This is a genomic window from Thiohalorhabdus denitrificans, from assembly GCF_001399755.1.
GTDB classification, from domain to species: Bacteria; Pseudomonadota; Gammaproteobacteria; order Thiohalorhabdales; family Thiohalorhabdaceae; genus Thiohalorhabdus; species Thiohalorhabdus denitrificans.
In genome coordinates this window covers 39,788-54,973 of record NZ_LJCP01000006.1, presented here as the reverse complement: position 1 = coordinate 54,973, position 15,186 = coordinate 39,788, and the positions used below count along the sequence as shown (strand labels likewise).

At 71.0% G+C, this 15,186-nt stretch carries 12 protein-coding genes; 9 read left to right on the top strand and 3 right to left on the bottom strand.

The window, feature by feature from the left end; all coding sequences use genetic code 11:
- Window positions 1–11 precede the first annotated feature (11 nt).
- Genes glmU through AN478_RS01705 form a run of 4 tightly spaced genes read left to right on the top strand, consistent with a single transcriptional unit; the run spans window position 12 to window position 7,180 of the window.
- The gene (gene glmU / locus AN478_RS01720) at window positions 12–1,394 is read left to right on the top strand and encodes a bifunctional UDP-N-acetylglucosamine diphosphorylase/glucosamine-1-phosphate N-acetyltransferase GlmU (protein WP_074471339.1); all 1,383 of its coding nucleotides are present in this window, start codon (window positions 12–14) and stop codon (window positions 1,392–1,394) included.
- Window positions 1,395–3,227, top strand: a complete 1,833-nt coding sequence (glmS, locus tag AN478_RS01715; protein ID WP_054964900.1) for a glutamine--fructose-6-phosphate transaminase (isomerizing) — start codon at window positions 1,395–1,397, stop codon at window positions 3,225–3,227.
- A gap of 46 nt (window positions 3,228–3,273) precedes the next feature.
- On the top strand, window positions 3,274–5,025 hold the full coding sequence (locus tag AN478_RS01710) for a chloride channel protein (protein ID WP_054964899.1): 1,752 nt from the start codon (window positions 3,274–3,276) through the stop codon (window positions 5,023–5,025).
- On the top strand, window positions 5,018–7,180 hold the full coding sequence (locus tag AN478_RS01705) for a UvrD-helicase domain-containing protein (protein WP_054964898.1): 2,163 nt from the start codon (window positions 5,018–5,020) through the stop codon (window positions 7,178–7,180). Before AN478_RS01710 ends, AN478_RS01705 begins: the two co-directional genes overlap by 8 nt.
- Window positions 7,181–7,335: 155 nt before the next feature.
- On the opposite strand, the gene AN478_RS01700 is transcribed toward AN478_RS01705, so the two are convergent.
- From AN478_RS01700 to AN478_RS01690, 3 genes are all read right to left on the bottom strand, one after another.
- Complete coding sequence (locus AN478_RS01700; protein WP_054964897.1) at window positions 7,336–8,301, bottom strand: homoserine kinase; 966 nt, start codon at window positions 8,299–8,301, stop codon at window positions 7,336–7,338.
- Window positions 8,302–8,318: 17 nt separating this feature from the next.
- A complete protein-coding gene (locus AN478_RS01695) occupies window positions 8,319–8,648 on the bottom strand; it encodes a DUF2782 domain-containing protein (RefSeq protein WP_054964896.1) in 330 nt (109 codons plus the stop codon).
- Between the two features lie 95 nt (window positions 8,649–8,743).
- On the bottom strand, window positions 8,744–9,466 hold the full coding sequence (locus tag AN478_RS01690; protein WP_054964895.1) for an LOG family protein: 723 nt from the start codon (window positions 9,464–9,466) through the stop codon (window positions 8,744–8,746).
- 76 nt (window positions 9,467–9,542) lie between these two features.
- Between AN478_RS01690 and polA the strand changes: the two genes are divergently transcribed.
- The 5 genes from polA to AN478_RS01665 all read left to right on the top strand — a co-directional run bounded on the left by polA (window position 9,543) and on the right by AN478_RS01665 (window position 15,155).
- Window positions 9,543–12,248, top strand: coding sequence for a DNA polymerase I (gene polA / locus AN478_RS01685; RefSeq protein ID WP_054964894.1), 2,706 nt, complete (start codon window positions 9,543–9,545; stop codon window positions 12,246–12,248).
- Between the two features lie 171 nt (window positions 12,249–12,419).
- The gene (locus AN478_RS01680; RefSeq protein ID WP_054964893.1) at window positions 12,420–12,989 is read left to right on the top strand and encodes an endonuclease dU; all 570 of its coding nucleotides are present in this window, start codon (window positions 12,420–12,422) and stop codon (window positions 12,987–12,989) included.
- An 89-nt stretch (window positions 12,990–13,078) separates the two neighbouring features.
- A complete protein-coding gene (locus tag AN478_RS01675; protein ID WP_054964892.1) occupies window positions 13,079–13,666 on the top strand; it encodes an exopolysaccharide biosynthesis protein in 588 nt (195 codons plus the stop codon).
- A gap of 96 nt (window positions 13,667–13,762) precedes the next feature.
- The gene (locus AN478_RS01670) at window positions 13,763–14,317 is read left to right on the top strand and encodes a hydrolase (protein ID WP_054964891.1); all 555 of its coding nucleotides are present in this window, start codon (window positions 13,763–13,765) and stop codon (window positions 14,315–14,317) included.
- A gap of 499 nt (window positions 14,318–14,816) precedes the next feature.
- Window positions 14,817–15,155, top strand: a complete 339-nt coding sequence (locus AN478_RS01665) for a hypothetical protein (protein ID WP_054964890.1) — start codon at window positions 14,817–14,819, stop codon at window positions 15,153–15,155.
- The last annotated feature ends 31 nt before the right edge of the window (window positions 15,156–15,186 follow it).

Below are 15,186 nucleotides of genomic sequence, written 5' to 3'. Positions count from 1 at the left end.
GGTTTGAAGCCTTGAACTTGACCGTTGTCATCCTCGCCGCGGGACAGGGCACCCGTATGCGCTCGGCACGCCCCAAGGTGCTGCACGAGGTGGGCGGGCGCCCCATGGTGGCGCACGTCCTGGACGCCGCCCGTTCCTTGTCCCCGCAGCGCATGCGGCTGGTGGTCGGCCACGGCGCGGAGGAAGTGCGGGACCGCGTAGGGGCCCCGGACGTGGAGCTGGTGGAGCAGGAGGAGCAGCTGGGCACCGGCCACGCCGTACAGTGCGCCGGGCCCGAGTTCGCCGACTCCGACTGGGTGCTGGTGCTGAACGGGGACGTCCCTTTGCTGCGCGGCGAGACCCTCCGGGCCTGGGCCGACGCCCTCGCCAGCTCCAGCCACGACCTGGGCATCCTGACCACCCACCCCGCGGACCCCACCGGCTACGGACGCATCCTCCGCGACGACCAGGGACGGGTCACGGGTATCCGCGAGGAGAAGGACGCCACCCCCGAGGAGCGTTCCATCGGCGAGGTGTTTACCGGTACGCTGGCGGTTAGGGGGAAACGTCTCGGCCCCTGGCTGGCGTCCCTGTCCGCGGACAACGCCCAGGGGGAGTACTACCTGACCGACGTGGTGGGACTGGCGGCCGCAGCGGGCGGGGTCCTCGCCCACCGTGTCCCGGACCCGGGGGAGGTGCAGGGAGTGAACAACCGCAGGCACCTCGCGGCGGTGGAGGCGGCCTTCCAGGAGCGCACGGCCGATGCCCTCATGGAGGCGGGGGTGACGCTGCGGGACCCCGCCCGGACGGCGGTCTACGGCAAGGTGCATCCGGCGACCGACGTAGTGGTGGACCCGGGCTGCCAGTTCGAGGGGGAGGTGACCCTGGGCGCCGGGGCCCACATCGGCCCCGGATGCGTGCTCCGGGACTGCGCCATCGGTGAGGGCGCCCGGGTGGAGGCCAACAGCCACATCGAGGGCACCACGGTGGGCCCCGGCGCCGCCGTAGGTCCCTTCGCCCGCCTGCGGCCGGGCACGGTCCTGGAGGAGGGCAGCAAGGTCGGCAACTTCGTGGAGGTGAAGAAGGCCCGCCTGGGCCCCGGGGTCAAGGCCAACCACCTCTCCTACGTGGGCGACGCCGATGTGGGGGCGGGCGCCAATCTGGGGGCGGGCACCATCACCTGCAACTACGACGGCCATCGCAAGCACACCACCACCATCGGCGCGGGGGCCTTCATCGGCTCCGCGGTGCAGCTGGTGGCGCCGGTGAGCGTGGGGGAGGGCGCCACCATCGGCGCCGGTTCCACCATCACCAAGGACGCCCCGGCCGGGGCCCTGACCCTGTCCCGGGCCAAGCAGCTTACCCGCCACGACTGGAAGCGCCCCGAGGAGCGGGCCAAGGAGGAGCAGGACTAGATGTGCGGGATAATCGGCGGAGTGGGCGAGCGGAACATGGTCCCCGTACTCCTGGAGGGGCTCTCCCGCCTGGAGTACCGGGGCTACGACAGCGCGGGGCTGGCCGTGCTCGGCAGCGGCGGCATGATCCGCCGGCGCCGGGAGGGCAAGGTCTCGGCCCTGGAGGAGGAGGTGGAGGCCGAGGGGGTCCGCGGCCACACCGGCATCGCCCACACGCGCTGGGCCACCCACGGCAGCCCTTCCGCCGAAAACGCCCACCCACACGTGGCCGGTGAACGGGTGGCCGTGGTCCACAACGGCATCATCGAGAACCACGGCGAGCTCCGGGCGGAGCTGGAGGCGGAGGGTTACGTCCTCCACTCCCAGACCGACACCGAGACCATCCCCTGCCTCATCCACCGCGAGCTGGCCCGGGGAAGCGACCTGTTCGGCGCCCTCCGGGGGGTAGCCAGGCGTCTGCAGGGCGCCTACGCCCTGGCGGTGGTGGACGCCGAGGACCCGGGCCGCATCGTGGGGGCCCGCAAGGGCAGCCCGTTGCTGCTGGGCGTTGGGGTGGGTGAGCACTTCCTCGCCTCCGACGCCGCCGCACTGGTGCCGGTGACCCAGGAGCTGGTGGACCTGGCCGATGGCGATTTCGTGGAGCTCACCCGCGACGGCTTTACCGTCACCGACATGGACGGCCACCCCCAGCACCGCGAGGTGCGCACCTCCCACATCCGCGTGGACCAGGTGGAGCGCGGCCAGTACCGCCACTTCATGCAGAAGGAGATCTTCGAGCAGCCGGCGGCGGTGGCCGAGACCTTGGAGGGGCGCATCGAGCGGCCCGACTGGGGGCTGGACGACATCGCCGACGGCCTCGCCGAAACCTGGTCCGGGGTGGAAGAGGTGCTGATCCTGGCCTGCGGCACCAGCTACCACGCCGCCCAGGTGGCGCGCTACTGGATGGAGGCCCACGCCGGTCTGCCCACGGCGGTGGAGGTGGCCTCGGAGTTCCGCTACCGGGACCCGGTGGTGCGTCCGGGCACCGCCATCATCGCCATCTCCCAGAGCGGCGAGACCGCCGACACCCTGGCCGCGGTCCGCGAGCTGCGTGCCCACGGCCACGGCCCGGTGCTGGCCATCTGCAACGTGCGGGAGAGCTCCCTGGACCGCGAGGCGGACACCACCCTCTACACCGAGGCCGGCCCGGAGATCGGCGTGGCCTCCACCAAGGCCTTCACCACCCAGCTCACCGTCCTGGCGCTGCTCACCGCGGCGGCCAGCAAGTCCAGCCAAGGGGCCGCCTGGCAGGATCCCGGGGTCTGGCGGGAGGAGCTGCGGGCGCTGCCGCGCCGCCTCCACGGGGCGCTGGAGCTGGACGAGTCCATGCGCCGCGTGGCGGCCGGCCTCCTGGGGCGGGAGCACGCCCTGTTCCTGGGCCGCGGGCCCTTCTACCCCATCGCCATGGAGGGGGCCCTGAAGCTCAAGGAGATCAGCTACATCCACGCCGAGTCCTACCCGGCCGGCGAGCTCAAGCACGGCCCCCTGGCGCTGGTGGACGAGGACATGCCGGTGTTCGTCCTCGCCCCCAACAACCAGCTCCTCGACAAGGTGCTGTCCAACCTAGAAGAGGTGCGCACCCGCGGCGGCGATGTGGTGGTGCTCACCGAGCCCGGTCAGGGACCGCCCACCGGGGAGGGCCTGGAGGTGGTGGAGCTGCCGGACCCGGGCGCGCTGCTCGCCCCGGTGCTCTACACCATCCCGCTCCAGCTGCTCGCCTACCACACCGCCGTGCTCAAGGGCACGGACGTGGACCAGCCGCGCAACCTGGCCAAATCGGTGACCGTGGAGTAGCCTGCCCGGAAACGGCGCGCCCCGAGGGGCAAACCCGGCGAGGACCATGGACCTCCCCCACCTCCTGCGGACCTGGACCCAGCACTGGAGCCTGCGGCTCATGGCGCTGGGGGTCGTCGTGGGGGTACTGGCGGGGGCGGTGGTCCTCCTGTTCCGCCTCGCCATCGCCCAGGCCACGGAGTGGTTCACCCTGGGCGCCGGGTTCGCCGGCCTGCCCGCCTGGGCGCGGCTCCTGCTGCCCGCCGCCGGGGGCCTGGCCGTGGGCCTGCTGGCGGCCTTCGCCTTCCCCCGCCACGCTGATGTGGGGGTCAGCCGGGTCCTGGAGCGGGTGGCCTACGGCGCTAGCCAGCTGGGGGCCCGCAGCGCCATCGCCCAGTTCGTCTTCGGTACCCTGGCCATCGGCTCGGGGCATTCCGTGGGTCGGGAGGGGCCGTCCATCCACATGGGCGCCGCCATCGGCTCCCTGGTGGGCCAGCGGGTCGGGGTGGATCCCGAGTACCTGCGCATCCTGGTGGCGGCCGGGGCCGCCGGGGCCTTCGCCGGCGCCCTGAACATCCCCCTGGCCGGCGTGGTGTTCGCCCTGGAGGTGATCCTCGGCGAGTACACCCTGATCCTGTTCGCGCCCGTGGTGGTGAGCGCGGTGCTGGCCACTGTGGTGGCCCAGGCCGGGGTGGGCGGGGAGATGACCTTCGAGGTGCCGCAGATCGCCACCCACTCCCTGGTCTACCTGCCCCTGGACTGGGTGATCGGCCTGGGGGCGGCCCTGGTCTCCTTCCTCCTCATCCGCGGGGTGGAGGGCATCTACCGCCTGGGCCGCTGGAGCCCCGTGCCCGCCTGGGCCCTGCCGGCGGTGGGTGGACTGCTGGTGGGGGTGCTGGCCGTGCCGCTCCCGGAGGTGATGGGGGTCAGCTACGACACCCTGACCCGGGTGTTCACCGGCAGCGTGCCCCTGCTGGCCCTGGCCCTGATCCTGGTGGGCAAGTTAGTGGCCACGGCGGTGAGCCTCGGCGCCCAGTCCCGGGGCGGCGCCATCGGTCCCTCCCTGTTCATGGGCGCCCTGGTCGGGGCCCTGGTGGCGGAGCTTGCGGGGTACCTCCCCGGCGACCCCGGGGACACCGCCGTCTACGCCGTCATCGGCATGGCGGCGGGCATGGCCGCCATCCTTAACGCCCCCTTCAGCGCCATCGTGGCGGTGTTCGAGCTGGTGCAGAACCCGGCGGTGATCCTGCCGGTGATGCTGGCCACGGTGACCGCGGCGGTCACCTCCCGCGACTGGTTCAAGGCGCAGTCCATCTTCGCCTGGACCCTCCATCTGCGGGAGTTGTCCGAGCCCACGCTGCCCGAGGCGGGGCAGAAGTGCACCATCCCCGTGAACCGGGTCATGCTCCGGGAGTACCGTGCCCTGCCGCGCCGGATAACCGCCGAGGAGCTGCGCGGCGCGCAGTCCGACTCGGGCCTCCAGGTGGTCTTCCCGGTGGAGGAGGCGGGCCGCTTCCGGGGGATCATGGACCTCATGGGGCTCCTGCAGGCCGGCCTGGAGGCCCCCGACGAGGAGGGTCTGGTGGACCTGGACCCCTTCCTCCACCCCGCCGAGGATTTGCGCAATCTCTATCCCGGCGACGGGGCGGTGAAGGCCATGGACCTCATGGCCTCCTACGGGCTGGAGGGCTTCCCCGTGCGCTCCCCCCGGGATGCCCAGACCCTGGTGGGCCTGGTGAACCGGACGGACGTGGTGCGGTCCTGCTTGGAACAGATGCGAAACCCCGAAGGAAGGGAAGAGACCGAGCCCCATGCTTGAAGGCCTGAACGAGCAGCAGCAGGAGGCGGTGGCCCTGCCCGCCGGACCCAACCTGATCCTGGCGGGGGCGGGCAGCGGCAAGACCCGCGTACTCACCCACCGCATCGCACACTTGGTGGGGCACCTGGGTGAGCCCCCTGGATCCATCCTGGCCGTGACCTTTACCAACAAGGCCGCCCGGGAGATGCGCGAGCGGGTGGAGGAGCTGCTCGGCATCAGCGTCGCCAACCTGTGGATCGGCACCTTCCACGGCCTGTGTCACCGCATCCTGCGCGCCCACGCGGCCGCCCTGGAGCTGCCCAGCGACTTCCAGATCCTCGACGCCGAGGACCAGAAGCGCATGGTGCGCCGGGTGATCCGCGAAGCCGGGGTGGATGAGAAGGCCTACGATCCCCGCCGGGTGCAGGGTGCCGTCAACGCCTGCAAGGAGGACGGCCTGACCCCCGCCGAGGTGGCGAGCCGGGGCGACGACGATCCCACCATCACCGACCTCTACCGCCGCTACCAGGCCACCCTCCACCAGGCCGGCTTGGTGGACTTCGGCGACCTGCTGCTGCGGACCCTGGAGCTGTTCCGCAAGCAGCCCGAAGTGGCCGCCCACTACCGCGAACGCTTCCGCCACGTCCTGGTTGACGAGTTCCAGGACACCAACCGGATTCAGCTACTTTGGCTGCAGGCGCTGGTGGGGGAGGGCGACGACTTCTTCGCGGTGGGCGACGACGATCAGTCCATCTATGGCTGGCGCGGGGCGCGGGTGGACCACGTGCTCAACTTCCGCGACCACTATCCCGACTGCAACGTGGTGCGGCTGGAGCGCAACTACCGCTCCACCCAGCCCATCCTTACCGCCGCCAACGACGTCATCCGCCGCAACACCGGCCGCTTGGGCAAGGAGCTATGGACGGAACAGGAGGAGGGCCAGCCGGTGGGCTGGCTCGCCGCCCCCACCGAGCGGGAGGAGGCCCAGTTCGTGGTCAGCGAGATCCGCCGCTGGGTGGAGGGGGGCCGGGCCCGCGCGGAATGCGCGGTGCTGTATCGCTCCCACGCCCAGTCCCGGCAGATCGAGGAGGCCCTGCTCGGCGCCGGGCTGCCCTACCGGGTCTACGGCGGCATGCGCTTCTACGAGCGCGCCGAGATCAAGGACGCCCTGGCCTACCTGCGCCTGCTGCGCAACCGGGACGACGACGCCAGCTTCGACCGGGTGGTGAACCAGCCGGCCCGCGGGGTGGGGGAGAAGTCCCTGGCGGCGGTGCGCGAGGCCGCGAGCGGCGGCTCCCTGTGGCAGGGGGCGGAGAACGCCCTGGCGAGCGGGGCGGTGCGGGGCAAGGCGCGCACCGGCCTGGAGGCCTTCATGCGCCTCATCGACGATCTCACCGCCGCCTCGCGCAACCTGGAACTGGGCGATCTGGTGGAGCGGGTGCTCCGGGACACGGGGCTGGCCGAGGCCTGGGCGGCCAAGGGCGACGGCGACGCGGACAACCGCATCGAGAACCTGGAGGAGCTCATGAGCGCGGCGGAGCAGTTCGCCGCCGAGGAGGTCCCCGACGACGAGGACCCCCTGTCCGCCTTCCTGGCCCACACCGCCCTGGAAGCCGGCGAGGGCCGCGCCGACCCCGACGAGGACGCCGTGCAGCTCATGTCCCTGCACGCGGCCAAGGGCCTCGAGTTCCCGCGGGTCTTCCTCACCGGCATGGAGGAGGGCCTGTTCCCCCACTTCCGCACCCTCGACGACGAGGCGGCCCTGGAAGAGGAGCGCCGGCTCTGCTACGTGGGCATGACCCGTGCCATGGAGGAGCTGACCCTCACCATGGCGCGGCGCCGGCGGCTGTACGGCCGCGACCAGACCAACCCGCCGTCGCGCTTCAGCGAGGAGATCAGCCCGGAGCGGCTCAACGACCTCACCCCGCGGCCGGCGGTGGACGGCCCGGGCCTGGGCGGAATGGCGGGGCCCGGCGCCGCCCCCCAGCCGGCGGAGGGGCGCGAGCCGCCGCCGTACCCGCCGGGCTCCGGGGTGCGCCATCCCCGCTTCGGCGCCGGCGTGGTCATGGCCTGCGAGGGCAGCGGTCCCAAGGCGCGGGTGCGGGTCTTCTTCCGCGACCTGGGGGAGGAAAAGTGGCTGATCACCGAGTACGCGGGGCTGGAGCGGTTGGAGTGAGGCGTGAGGGATGATGGAAACCGCGCCTAGCCTGTAGGAGCCCGCTTCAGCGGGCGAATCCCACCCACCCCCCCACGGCCTTCTTACCCATCGCTCGCTAAAGCGAGTTCCTACGGTGCAGGAGGCCCGTTCCCCCTGTTGGAAGGGGCCGGTTCCTACTCCGCCGCCTTCGGCCAGCCCACCCAGGCGTTCTGGGGCAGGTCGCGGCGGGCCTCCAGGATGGCGCGGAAGGTGTCCGGGTCCTTGGTGGAGGTGAGCTCGCCGTCGCGGGGGTGGTGGTAGTCCCAGAGCCGGGACAGCCAGAAGCGCAGCGCCGCCCCGCGCAGCATCACCGGCCACAGGGCCTCCTCCACGCTGGTCAGCGGCCGCTCGGCGTTGTAGTTCTTCAGCAGCGCCCGGGTGCGGTAGGGATTGAGGGTGCCGTCGGGGTGGATGCACCAGTCGTTGGCGACGATGGCCAGGTCGAAGGCCAGCACGTCGCTGCAGGCGTAGTAGAAGTCGATGACCCCGGTGAGCTCGTTGCCCTCGAACAGGGCGTTGTCGTGGAACAAGTCGGCGTGGATCACGCCGCGCGGCAGGTCCACCCGCCGGTTGTGGTACTGGTAGGTGAGCTCGTCCTGGAGCAGCCGCCACTCGTCCGGGGACAGGTCCCCCTCCAGGGCCGCCGCCGTATCCTGCCACCAGCCGGGCCCGCGCGGATTGTCCCGGCTGTCGGGGAAGCGCTGGCCGGCCCGGTGCATGCGTCCGAGCACCCGGCCCACCTCCGCGCAGTGCTCCACGCCCGGGTAGTAGATGGTCCGGCCCGGTAGCTTGGTGACGATGGCCGCGGTCTTGCCCGCTAGGCGGCGCAGGAAGCTGCCCTCGTCGTCGGGCACCGGCCGGGGCACGGGCAGGCCGTCGTTGGCGAGGAAGGCCATCAGGTTGAGGAAGAAGGGCAGGTCCTGCTCCGGCACCCGCTCGAACAGGGTGAGGATGTACTCCCCCCGGTCGGTGGTGAGGAAGTAGTTGGTGTTCTCCACGCCCTGGGAGATGCCCTGCAGGTCGCGGGCCTCGCCGATCTGGCGGAAGTGGGCGAGAAACTCGTCCAGCTGTTCGGGGGTGACGGAGGTATAAACCGACATCGACGTCTACGCGGGCCTCACCATTCGAAGATGGTCCATTGGGGTACGGTAATGTCCGGGCCGAGCTCGGAGAAGCGATCGTCCCATTCCCCGTCACCGTTGCGGTCGTACAGGTAGTAGGACGGTCCCACGGCGGGCTCCACCTTGATCATGTAGACCTGGCCCTGGGCCTCGTACTCGGTGATGGTCGTGTCCCCGCGCTGGATGATGCGGACCTCGGGCTCCTCCTGGCCCGGAGCGATGCGCTGCTCGGGAGGCAGGTCCTCGATCCCCTCCGGATCCTGGGCGGCCGCGGGAAGCGCCAGCGCCAGTGCCAGGAGCGTCAGAAAGCGTCGTGCGGGCTGCATGGCTCGGCCCTCCGGTGCCGGCGGCAAAAGCCCCCGGTGGGCGGGGTTCGCCGGCATGATACCAGGGAATTGGAGCCCGGGCGGCGGCGCGGGGTTCAGAATTCCCGCGCCCGCCCCCCGGGCGGCGCGCCGCCGTGCTCCCGGCGGTAGAAGTCCAGGATCTCGCCGACCACCTCCTCGGGCTCGTCGCACACCATGAACAGATCCAGATCCTCGGCGCTGATGGTGCCGAACCCCAGCAGGGTCTCCCGGAACCAGTCGATGAGCCCCTTCCAGAAGGGCGACCCCACCAGGATGGTGGGGAAGCGCCGGCTCTTGCCGGTCTGCTGCAGGGTCAGGGCTTCCACCAGCTCGTCCAGGGTGCCGAAGCCGCCCGGCATGACCACGTAGGCCGTGGCGTACTTGACGAACATGACCTTGCGGGCGAAGAAGTGGCGGAAAAGCAGCTCCCGGGTCTGGTACGGGTTGGCGCGCTGTTCCCGGGGCAGATCGATGTTGAGCCCCACGCTCTCCGCGCCGCCCTCCACGCCGCCGCGGTTGGCGGCCTCCATGATCCCCGGGCCGCCGCCGCTGATGATGGTGAAGCCGTCCGCGGCCAGGCGCCGGGCGATCTCCCTGGTGGTCTCGTAGTAGGGGTGCCCCGGCTCGATCCGCGCCGAACCGAAGATGCTCACCGCCGGCTCGATGTCCGCCAGGTTCTCGAAGCCGTGGCTGAACTCGGCCAGGATCTCGTCGTTCCAGGCCCCGTTGGTGCTCGTTGTCCCCGGCTTGAGGAACTCCTGGGCCTCGGGGGCGGATCGGTCACCCTTCCTGTCCATGGTACCCTTTTCGCCTTATCACCACAGCCGGTTGCGGGCCGGCCGGTGGCCGTCAAAGAGGGAGAGCATACCGCCTATGACGAAGGACGGGCAAAAAACCGACGGGGGCGCCGGCCCGGTCTTCCTGGTGGACGGCAGCTCCTACATCTTCCGGGCGTACCATGCCCTCCCCAACCTCACCAACGCCAGCGGTATGGCCACCGGGGCCGCCTTCGGCTTCGCCCAGATGGTGCTCAAGCTCCTGGAGGACTACGGCCCCGCCGAGCTGGGCGTGGTCTTCGACCCCAAGGGCCCCACCTTCCGCTCGGAGATCTATCCCGAGTACAAGGCCCACCGCCCGCCCATGCCCGAGGACCTGGCCGAGCAGCTCCCCTACATCCACCGGCTGGTGGAGGCCTTCGGCCTGCCCATGCTGGTGGAGGAGGGCGTGGAGGCCGACGACGTGATCGGCACCCTGGCCGTCCAGGCGGAGTCCCTCGGCTGCGAGGTGATGATCGTCACCGGCGACAAGGACATGGCCCAGCTGGTGGACGGCCATACCCGGCTGTTGGACACCATGAAGAACCGCCTGATCGACGAGGACGCCGTCCGGGAGCGGTGGGGCGTGCCGCCGTCGGCCATCGCCGACCTCCTGGCCCTGGTGGGCGACAAGGTGGACAACATCCCCGGTGTGCCCGGAATCGGCGAGAAGACCGCCGCCAAGCTGTTGCAGACCTACGGCAGCGTGGAGAACCTCCTCGACCACCTCCACGAACTCAAGGGCAAGCAGCGCGAGCGCCTGGAGGAGCACGCCGAGCAGCTGCGGCTCAGCAAGGACCTCACCACCATCCGGCGGGAGCTGGACCTGGACCGCACCCTGGACGACCTGCGCCGCCACGCGGAGGACGTCCCCGTCCTCCAGGAGTTGTTCCGCGAGCTGGAGTTCCACAGCCTGGCCCGGGAGCTGGGTGCGCTGGAGGGGGAGGCCGAGGCCTCCGCTTACGAGGCGGTCACCGACGAGGATGAGCTCGCGGTCCTGGGGGAGCGCCTGGGGGAGGCCGAGCGCTTCGCCTTCGACACCGAGACCACCAGCCTGTCGGCGGAGCGCGCCGACCTGGTGGGCCTGTCCTTCGCCGTGGAGGCGGGCACCGGCTATTACGTGCCGGTGGGCCACACCGGGGAGGGCGCCGACCGGCAGCTGCCCGCCGAGCGGGTGCGTGAGGCCCTGGAACCGCTCCTGGGCAACGCGCAGCCCAAGGTGGGCCACAACCTCAAGTATGACCTCTCCGTCCTGCACCGCGCGGACTATCGGGTGACCGGCCCCTTTCACGACACCATGCTCATGAGCTACGTGCTCAACCCCACCCGCCACAATCACAGCATGGACAACCTGGCCACCGAGCGCCTGGGCCGCGCCACCACCAGCTACACGGAGGTGGCGGGCAAGGGCGCCAAGCAGGTGACCTTCGATCGGGTGCCGGTGGCCGAGGCGGTGGACTACGCCGGCGAGGACGCCGAGGTGACCCTGGCCCTGTACGAGTCCCTGGCCCCCGAGCTGGAGGCGGAGCCGCGCCTGTGGGCCATCTACGAGGAGCTGGAGCTGCCGCTCATGCCGGTGCTGGCCAAAATCGAGCGCACCGGGGTGCGCCTGGATCTGGACCTGCTCGGCCAACTCTCCGAGGAGATGGCCGGCGAGATGCAGCGCGCCGAGGAGCAGGCCTACGCCATCGCCGGCCGCGAGTTCAACCTGGGCTCGCCCAAGCAGATCCAGACCATCCTCTTCGACGAGCTGGAGCTGCCGGTGCTCAAGCGCACCCCCAAGGGGGCGCCCTCCACCAACGAGGAGGTGCTCACCCAGCTCGCCGAGGACTATCCCCTGCCGGCGCGCATCCTGGAGCACCGGGGGCTTTCCAAGCTCAAGTCCACCTACACCGACGCCCTGCCCAAGCTCATCAACCCCGAGACGGGCCGGGTGCACACCAACTACCACCAGGCCAATACCGCCACCGGGCGGCTGTCCTCGGCGGAGCCCAACCTGCAGAACATCCCGGTGCGTACCGAGCAGGGCCGCCGCATCCGCAAGGCCTTCGTCCCGGAGGAGGGCTGGACCATGGTGGCGGCGGACTACTCGCAGATCGAGCTGCGCCTCATGGCCCATCTCTCCGGCGACCAGCGCCTGCGCGAGGCCTTCGCCCACGGCGAGGACGTCCACGCCGCCACCGCCGCCGAGGTGTTCGGCGCCGCGAGCGCCGACGCGGTGCAGCCCGCCCAGCGCCGCGCCGCCAAGGCCATCAACTTCGGCCTCATCTACGGCATGTCCGCCTGGGGCCTGGCCCGCCAGCTGGAGATCCCCCAGGAGGACGCCCAGGCCTACATCAACGCCTACTTCGAGCGCTACCCGGGGGTGCGCGCCTACATGGACGCCACCCGGGAGCGGGCCCGGGAGCAGGGCTTTGTCGAGACCCTGCGCGGCCGGCGCCTCTACCTGCCCGACATCCACGCCCGCAATCCGGGCGTGCGGGCGGCCGCCGAGCGCACCGCCATCAACGCCCCGCTGCAGGGCACGGCCGCGGACATCATCAAGCAGGCCATGATCGCGGTGGACCGCTGGCTGGAGGGGGAGGGCATGGCCACCCGCATGCTCATGCAGGTGCACGACGAGCTGGTGTTCGAGGCGCCCCCCGAGGAGCTGGCGGCCCTGCAGCAGGCCCTGCCCGGCCTCATGACCGGCGGCAACGACGAGCTGGAGGTGCCCCTGGAGGTGGAGATCGGCACCGGGGCCAACTGGGAGGAGGCCCACTAGCGGCCCGGAAGGCCGCCTCTAAGCCTCAGCGGGGAACCTCCCAGGGCAAAGGCGGGCCCCGGCGCCCGGATCACCTCCCGTGGGAGCCCGCATCAGCGGGCGACGGCCAACCCGGTTTCCAACCCCGATCCGAAATCCCGCCCTGAAGCGGGCTCCGACCCGGATCCGTCCATGCCCACGAGCTCCTACCCCCACGCCATCGGCTTCGACGACGTGCCCTTCGACCGGGCCGGCCCCGGCCCGGTGGGGGTGGTAGGAGCGGTATTCGCCAAGGACCGTCTTGACGGGGTAGTGAGCGGTCACGTCCAGCGGGACGGCACCGACGCCACCGCCGTCCTGATCCGCTTGGTGGCCGCCTCGCGCTTCTTCCCCCAGCTGCGGATCGTGTTCCTGCAGGGCGTGACCCTGGCCGGGTTCAACGTGGTGGATCCCGTGCTGCTGCACCACGCCCTCGGCCTGCCGGTGCTGGTGGTGGCCCGCCGCGAGCCGGACCGGGAACGGATCCGCCGCGCCCTGCTGGAGCGCGTCCCGGGAGGAGCCCGCAAGTGGGCCGTCCTGGACCGGCTGGGGCCCATGGAGCCGATGGGGGGTGTCCACGTGCAGCGGGCCGGCCTGACCCGGACCCAGGCAGAGGCGGCCCTGCGCCAATGGGCCCGGCACGGCAAGCTCCCCGAGCCCCTGCGCGTGGCCCACCTCATCGCCGGCGGAGTGGGGGAGGGGCACAGCCGCGGCCGGGCCTAAGGTCCGGGTCGCCTTTGTTTCCCAGGTTTGCCCAGCTATGGAAAAGGGGCAGGGTGGAAAGAGATCCACCCCAACCGGGTCATTCGCCCATGTCCCAAGATCCCCAGAGCCTGGAAGAATTGCTGGACCGGATCGGTGAGGCGGCCCAGGACAAGGATCAGGTCTCCATGGAGTCCATCCTGCACGCCACCGGACGCCGTTCCTTCGGGCCCCTGCTGCTGCTCGCGGGGCTGGTCACCCTCGCTCCCATCGTCGGCGATCTCCCCGGCATGCCCACCATCATGGGGCTCCTGGTGCTGCTTACCGCGGGGCAGCTGCTTTTCCAGCGCGAGTACTTCTGGCTGCCGTCCTGGATGCTCAACCGGGAAGTGGGGCAGGAAGGCCTGCGCAAGTCCCTGGACTGGATGCGGCCCCCGGCGCGCTTCCTGGACCGCTGGACCCGGCCGCGGCTGCGCATGTTCGCCCAGGGCACGGGGTTCTACGCCATCGCCGCGGTGTGCGTCCTCATCGCCTTCGGCATGCCGGTTATGGAGGTGGTCCCCTTCAGCGCCAACGGGGCGGGGGCGGGCCTCCTCGCCTTCGGGCTCTCCCTCATCGCCCGGGACGGGCTGCTGGCCCTGGTGGCCTTTGTCGTTACCGGGCTGACCATGGGCGCGGTGGTCTACACCCTCCTCTAGATCCATGGGCTCCCGGCGGCGGATTCCGTACACTTGGGGCCTTCGCCGGGTGGCGAACGGACCGGAACCATCCAGCCAACGTCGGGAGGCCCCGCCATGTCCCTCGCACGCGCCGAACAAAGTGTCCTTGCCATCGTGGACATCCAGGAGAAGCTCGCCCCGGCCATGAGCCCCGATGCCCGGCGGGAGGTGCTGGCGGGCGTGGAGGTGCTGCTGCGGGCCGCCGAGGAGCTGGGGCTCCCGGTCCTGGCCACCGAGCAGTACCCCAAGGGGCTGGGAGCAACCCTCCCGGAAGTCAGCGAGCACTTCCCCGAAGACGCCCGGGTGTTCCCGAAGGACAGCTTTTCCTGCTGCGGCGCGTCGGACTTCACCGCCGCGCTGGAGACCGCGGGCCGGCCCCAGGTGGTGATCGCGGGCATGGAGACCCACGTGTGCGTCCTGCAGACCGCCCTGGAGCTCAGGGAAGCGGGCTACACCCCCTTCGTGGTGGAGGACGCGGTCTGCTCGCGACGGTGTGACCACAAGGCCAACGCCCTGCACCGCCTCCGGGCCAACGGCGTGCAGGTGGCCAACGTGGAGTCCGTGCTGTTCGAGTGGCTGCAGCAGGCGGGCACCGACAGCTTCCGCCGGCTGGCCCGCCTGATCCGCTAGGCGACTCCCGCGTCCCGGGCGGGGGATCCCCCGCCCGTCACCCCTGGGTCCGGAATCTCGCCCCGGCCCCGATGCCTGTCCCCTTATCCCAGCGCTCGCCCCGGCGGCTTCCCCGTCTCCGGGGCGCTCCCGATCCCCGACCCCCACCCTCCCGGACCCTGAGGGTATTTCCGCCAGCGGCCGGCATTCACCGCCCGCGGCGGCCCGCGGTCGCCCCTTCGTAAGGCAAAGACCGCATACAGCACCACGTTTCCCCCATTTTCGGAAGGAAGGGTCGATTCGGTACAAATGTTCCGGATCGGTGGGAGGCCGGGTTGGCGAACCCCGAAGCGTACCGGTCCACCCGGAGGCGGAGTAGGGGGATCCTTGAGCGGCAGGAACCCCGGGCGCATCGGGGAGCCATATCCCATAAGGACGGCGGGTCGCCGCAGCGACGGAGGCCGGGGGCTCCCCCGGGACCTGAAGCGCAGAATAGATTCACGAAACAAACGGGACAGAGATGCGTAACTTCAGCGAACTGGAATGGAAGGCTATCCTGAATGCGGCGGAAAGCTCCCTGAAGGAGCAGAAGTTCCTGATCGAGCAAGAATATGGGCTGCCCGGCGAGGCGGAGGAGGCGGGACCCCGCCAGTGGGAAACGGCCCGCCAGCGCTTCCGGGGCGCCCATTCCCGCCTGGCCCAGCTGGCCGAGCAGGGCCATCCCGACCACCGCCACCACCTGCGCCGCGTGGTAGAGCGCCTGCGGGAGAACGCCGAGGATCTTGAGGGCCGGCGCCGGATAGGCCAGCGGGAGCCGCGGGGGGACGTGGGCGCCTCCTCCCGGATGAAGACTTCCTGATTACCCCTTGCCCCCGGGGCCATAGGGCCCT

Excerpts from the sequence above, each read along its gene's own strand:
- glmS (WP_054964900.1), top strand. The coding sequence starts at position 1,395 with ATGTGCGGGATAATCGGCGGAGTGGGCGAGCGGAACATGGTCCCCGTA.
- AN478_RS01710 (WP_054964899.1), top strand. The coding sequence starts at position 3,274 with ATGGACCTCCCCCACCTCCTGCGGACCTGGACCCAGCACTGGAGCCTG.
- AN478_RS01705 (WP_054964898.1), top strand. The coding sequence starts at position 5,018 with ATGCTTGAAGGCCTGAACGAGCAGCAGCAGGAGGCGGTGGCCCTGCCC.
- AN478_RS01700 (WP_054964897.1), bottom strand. The coding sequence starts at position 8,301 with ATGTCGGTTTATACCTCCGTCACCCCCGAACAGCTGGACGAGTTTCTC.
- AN478_RS01695 (WP_054964896.1), bottom strand. The coding sequence starts at position 8,648 with ATGCAGCCCGCACGACGCTTTCTGACGCTCCTGGCACTGGCGCTGGCG.
- AN478_RS01690 (WP_054964895.1), bottom strand. The coding sequence starts at position 9,466 with ATGGACAGGAAGGGTGACCGATCCGCCCCCGAGGCCCAGGAGTTCCTC.
- polA (WP_054964894.1), top strand. The coding sequence starts at position 9,543 with ATGACGAAGGACGGGCAAAAAACCGACGGGGGCGCCGGCCCGGTCTTC.
- AN478_RS01680 (WP_054964893.1), top strand. The coding sequence starts at position 12,420 with ATGCCCACGAGCTCCTACCCCCACGCCATCGGCTTCGACGACGTGCCC.
- AN478_RS01675 (WP_054964892.1), top strand. The coding sequence starts at position 13,079 with ATGTCCCAAGATCCCCAGAGCCTGGAAGAATTGCTGGACCGGATCGGT.
- AN478_RS01670 (WP_054964891.1), top strand. The coding sequence starts at position 13,763 with ATGTCCCTCGCACGCGCCGAACAAAGTGTCCTTGCCATCGTGGACATC.
- AN478_RS01665 (WP_054964890.1), top strand. The coding sequence starts at position 14,817 with ATGCGTAACTTCAGCGAACTGGAATGGAAGGCTATCCTGAATGCGGCG.